The organism is Streptomyces sp. NPDC002573 (genome assembly GCF_042889625.1).
GTDB lineage: Bacteria > Actinomycetota > Actinomycetes > Streptomycetales > Streptomycetaceae > Streptomyces > Streptomyces gibsoniae.
The window spans coordinates 1-4,509 of record NZ_JBIARC010000188.1 but is presented as its reverse complement, the minus strand read 5'-3'; the positions used below and the strand labels follow the sequence as shown (position 1 = coordinate 4,509).

At 68.8% G+C, this 4,509-nt stretch carries 4 protein-coding genes and 1 pseudogene; 2 read left to right on the top strand and 3 right to left on the bottom strand.

Annotated elements, in window-relative coordinates:
• Positions 1-241 precede the first annotated feature (241 nt).
• The 3 genes from ACFYX0_RS46795 to ACFYX0_RS46785 all read right to left on the bottom strand — a co-directional run bounded on the left by ACFYX0_RS46795 (position 242) and on the right by ACFYX0_RS46785 (position 3,467).
• Complete coding sequence (locus ACFYX0_RS46795; RefSeq protein ID WP_388981698.1) at positions 242-1,474, bottom strand: hypothetical protein; 1,233 nt, start codon at positions 1,472-1,474, stop codon at positions 242-244.
• A gap of 80 nt (positions 1,475-1,554) precedes the next feature.
• On the bottom strand, positions 1,555-2,823 hold the full coding sequence (locus ACFYX0_RS46790; RefSeq protein ID WP_388981695.1) for a sensor histidine kinase: 1,269 nt from the start codon (positions 2,821-2,823) through the stop codon (positions 1,555-1,557).
• The gene (locus ACFYX0_RS46785) at positions 2,814-3,467 is read right to left on the bottom strand and encodes a response regulator transcription factor (RefSeq protein WP_388981692.1); all 654 of its coding nucleotides are present in this window, start codon (positions 3,465-3,467) and stop codon (positions 2,814-2,816) included. The genes ACFYX0_RS46790 and ACFYX0_RS46785 overlap by 10 nt, the downstream gene beginning before the upstream one ends.
• Positions 3,468-3,650: 183 nt before the next feature.
• Between ACFYX0_RS46785 and ACFYX0_RS46780 the strand changes: the two genes are divergently transcribed.
• Together ACFYX0_RS46780 and ACFYX0_RS46775 are read left to right on the top strand one after the other, a co-directional pair.
• Positions 3,651-3,971 carry a DUF1801 domain-containing protein gene (locus tag ACFYX0_RS46780; RefSeq protein WP_388981691.1) on the top strand — a complete coding sequence of 107 codons (321 nt, stop codon included), beginning with the start codon at positions 3,651-3,653 and terminating at the stop codon, positions 3,969-3,971.
• A gap of 125 nt (positions 3,972-4,096) precedes the next feature.
• Positions 4,097-4,263, top strand: a pseudogene (locus tag ACFYX0_RS46775) (IS630 family transposase); the annotation flags it as partial.
• Positions 4,264-4,509: the final 246 nt, after the last annotated feature.

The following is a 4,509-nucleotide window of genomic DNA, read 5'->3' as shown; positions in this document are numbered from 1 at the left end:
TCGACCAACTCCCACTCGGCATCCGAGAGATCACCACGCGCCACCCTCGACAACTACCAGACCCAGCCGCCCTGCACCGGCAGAACCCGAAACTGATGATCCGAACCTCGAACAGGCCCTAGTCTAGAGCGGTTGGCCTGGACGAAGAGTTGACTGGCCCTGGTCAGCGCCAGTCCCATGGGATTCTGCGGCACACTGAGCCCGCCCGGCCGGGTGGGCCGGGCGGGTGCTGTGCGGTCTGTCAGCCCATGTCCGTCAGGAGGGCGTTCAGTTCCTTCTCCTGCTGGGCAGGCGACATCGGCGGGTTCGAGTGATCGATGCCGAAGGTCTTGAGCACCTTGTCCATCTGGGCGTCGATGGAGGTCCAGCCGGTCTGGTCCAGCGGCTGCAGCGAGTCCTGGTCGGCGTCCCACAGGTCACGCAGCTTCTGGGCGGCCGTGTGGGCCCCGGTCGCGTTGCCCGAGCGTGCGTCTTTGAGCGAGGTGGAGGCGAGGGTCTTCAGTGCGTCGACCTTGGCGGGCGGGAACTTCTTCACCGCCTGGCCGGGAGCCATCTGGACGGCGGAGGTGTTGTCGGTCTCTGGCGCCGGGCCGACGTGCGGCTGGCCGTGGGCCCAGACCAGCAGGCCAGCGGTTGCGACGGCGAGCAGTCCGAAGCCGGCCAGCGCGGTGCGCTCCTTGCGCGGGTTGCTGGTGGCAGGTGCGGCGTGGGTCGCCTCGTGGGTCTCGGTCACGTCCGAGCGCGTCACCGTCAGGTAGACCACCGTCGCCAGGATCAGGCCCAGGAAGATCAGGCTGGTGGTGAACGTGCCCAGGTCGAGACCGGTGGGGTCGCCCGGGTTCTGGGCGACCTTGGGGGAGGCGAGCCAGTCGCCGATGTTCGCGCCGAGCGGGCGGGTCAGGATGTAGGCGAGCCAGAAGGACAGTACCGGGTTGGCGCCGAACTTCCACAGCGCCGTGATCGCCGCGATGAGGCCGAGCGGCAGCAGGACCGAGAGGCCCGGGCTCCAGCCGGTGAGCTCGAGGGTCCAGTCGCCGGTCGCGGTGCCGAGCGCGAAGGTGACGAGAACGGCGAGCCAGTAGAACGACTCCCGCGGCAGCGTCGTGACCGAGTGGATCGACAGCGTGCGCTCACGCAGCCACCACACGCCGAAGACCATCGCGAGCAGTACCGAGAAGACCGCAGAACTGATCCACAGCGGCACGTTGAGCTGGTCGGTCAGGATGTCGGTGTACAGGGTGCCCGTGACGCTGACAACGACCACGGTCAGCCAGTAGGGGAACGGAACGTACCGCTTCAGCCGCATCTGGACGGCCAGGACCACCACGAACACCGCGGTGAAGATCCAGGCCGTGTTCACCAGGCCGACGCCCAGCTTCATGTTGATCCAGTCGGCGAAGCTCTCACCGACGGTCGTGCACAGGATCTTGATCACCCAGAACCAGATGGTGACTTCGGGAACCTTGTTAAGCATGAGCCGCCCGCTGCGCGTGCGTGCTTCCGTTGTCGTTGTCATGCGGGGAGGTTTACGCGGGGAATCTGCACGTAACCTGACTACGCGGTTGCACGGGGGGCCGGGAGTGTCACCTCGACGTGACCGCGGCCGTCCGCGATCGCGCGGACCTCCGCACCGGCCGAGGCGGCGATGCGCCGGACCACTGGGAGCCCCAGCCCGTACCCGTCGCCGCCGGTCACACCCGCTTCGAAGACCCGGTCGACCTCCGCGGGATCGAATCCGGGGCCGTCGTCAAGGACATCGACCACGATGGCCTCGCCCTGGTTGCGGGCGGTGATCCACACACGGGACTTCGCATGCCGCAGGCCGTTGTCCAGCAAGGGTGACAGCAGCGACACGGCGACGTCGGCCGCCACGGCGACCTCGACCTTCGCGGGGAAGGCGACCTCGACCGCGCGGCCCGCGATCGCCTGCCGTGCGGCGGAGCGCAAGTCGCACCGGGTCCCCTCGTCCGTCCGTGCGCGCGCGGCGCGCAGAAGCGTCGTGATCGCCGTATCGAGGCGGTCGACCTCGCTCAGCACCGCCTCCGGCGGCACCGGCTCGCCGGACAGCTGCGCCAGCTGCGCCTCGGCCCGCAGGACCGTGAGTGGTGTCCGCAGCTCGTGGGCGATCTCGTCGGTGAGCCGTCGCTCGTCCGCCAGCGCGTTGTCTACGCGCTCCAGGAGGTGGTCCAGGGTCCGCCCCAGTTCCCCGAACTCGTCGCGGGGGACGCCGAGGTTGAAGCGGCGCCCGGGTTCGTGATGGCCCCAGTCGTCGGCGAGGGCGGCCATCTCGTGCACGACCCGCAGCGCGCGGTGTACCACGAGGTGTGCGACACCGCCGGCGAGGAGGATCGTGAGGCCGCCCAGTATCAGGGACAAGGTCAGGCTGCGCTGCTCGGACGTCTCGTAGGGCGTGAGGTCCACCCGGACGATCACCATGACGTGGTGGCCGTGGATCGGGACCTGCCGCGCGTACAGGAGGTAATCGCCGACCGTCGCGGTCTGCGGTCGCCCGGAGCCCGCGAGCTCCTCGACGCGATCGACCAGGCTCGTCGGGACGTTTCCGTCGATCAGTCGGCCGTCGGCATACACCCAGGCGACCTCGTCCAGCGCCTCGCTGCTGTTCTCCGTCAGAACGACGCGGCCGCCTTTGGCGGTGACGTTCGCCGCGACCGCCTCGGCGCGAGTACGTGCCAGATCGTGCGCGTCGGCGTCCGTCACCCGGCTCAGCAGCACGTGCGATACCACGACCAGGATCGCGACCACGGCGGTGGCGATCAGCACGGTGAGCGCGACAACTCGCTTACGGAATCCCGTCACTGCCATCGGTAGCCCACGCCGCGGACGGTCGCCAGCCGCTCGGCCACACCCAGCGGACCGAGCTTGGCCCGCAGCCGACGCACATAGGAGTCGAGGGTGTTGTCGCTGACCTGCGCCCCGTGCGGCCAGCCGGCGGCGATGAGGGCGCGGCGGCGTACCGCGTCGCCCTGCGAGGCGATCAGGCGGCCCAGCAGCCGGAACTCGGTCGGGGTCAGACTCATGCTCACCGCATCGTAGGTCACCACGTGCTTCGCCGGATCGAGGACGACCTCGCGCGGTGCGGGCGCCACGGTGGCCCGGCGCAGCAGGGCTCGGACCCGGACCAGCAGTTCCGGGATGTCGAAGGGCTTGGTCATGTAGTCGTCGGCGCCGGCCTCGAAGCCGCCCACCTTGTGATGCAGGCCGTCCAAGGCGGTGAGCATCAACACCGGCGCGTCGACGCCGCGAGCCCGCAGGGCCAGGCAGACATCACGGCCGTCGGCGTCCGGGAGCCCGAGATCCAGGACGACCAGATGGGGCGCTGGTGCGAGCTGCCGCAGCAGGCTGTCGGCCGTGGTGGCGACGGAGACGGTGTGGCCGTCGTGCTCCAGGGCGCGCTTGAGGACACCGCGGACCGCCGCGTCGTCTTCACACACCATGATGAAAGCCACGTGCTGACCCTAGATACTCCCGGCCCAGTTCTCCATCTTCCCAGGTCAACCGCCTGACGGTCGGGAACAGTCCACTGGTGCGGCACGGCCCTGCCCTGCCATGAAGCCTCGACGGCCGGGCGCGAGGGCCGAGCCCGCAGCAGCGGTGTTCGCGGGAGGACCACAATGGGTCGCATGGGCTCTGTGCAGGAGTACGTCGACTCCATTGCGCCAGGTCACCGTTCGCTCTTCGACCGGGTGAGCGGGCTGATCCTGGAGGAATTCCCGCAGGCGAGCGTGGCGCTGTCCCACGGAATGCCCACCTACCGGGTCGAAAAGCGCAGGCTGCACATCGGTGTCTGGCAGCACGGCGTCTCGATCTACGGGTGGGGAACGGACCGCGATGGTGGCTTCAACTCCGCCATCCCGAGCTCATCAGCGGAAAGGCCACCATTCGGCTGCGGTCCACCGACATGGCGGCCGTCACAGACGATGAACTGCGCGCCCTCATCCGTGCCGCGCTGAAGCCCTGACCGGGGACCCGGCCCTGCACGCAGGCACAGCCAGGCGGCCCATGGATGGCCCGACCGCCTTCCGCCGTCGCGGTTGAATGTGCGGTGACGTTCGTTGGTCTGACCGTTGCGGGTGTGGTGGCACAGCCTGTCCGCGTCCGCAGGTTGACCGACCAGGAGGGGCAGAAGCTGCAGCGAATCGTGCGCCGGGGTAGCACCAGTTCGGTGCGGTTCCGGCGGGCGATGTTCCCTGCCCGCCGGCAGGGAACCGGGTCCCGGTGATCGCGAAGCTGGTGCAGGCGGACTAGGGAACCGTCCGGGCCGCGCATGAACAGCTTCGGTGACGCTCGTGCCGGTCTGTGGGCTGGGACGGCGTGAAGACGGACAGGCCGCGAACCCGGTTTTGTTGATTGATCACTCATCGGTCTCGGAACGGGCTGTTCGCAGTACGTTGTTCTTAGCTTGATCTTTAAGGCTGCTGCTCGGCTCCGCCGCGTCGCGGCATGTCCACTTTGCGCTGTTTCTTGCCGACTGGGTGGCGGGGTGCCGGG

Excerpts from the sequence above, each read along its gene's own strand:
- ACFYX0_RS46790 (WP_388981695.1), bottom strand. The coding sequence starts at position 2,823 with ATGGCAGTGACGGGATTCCGTAAGCGAGTTGTCGCGCTCACCGTGCTG.
- ACFYX0_RS46795 (WP_388981698.1), bottom strand. The coding sequence starts at position 1,474 with ATGCTTAACAAGGTTCCCGAAGTCACCATCTGGTTCTGGGTGATCAAG.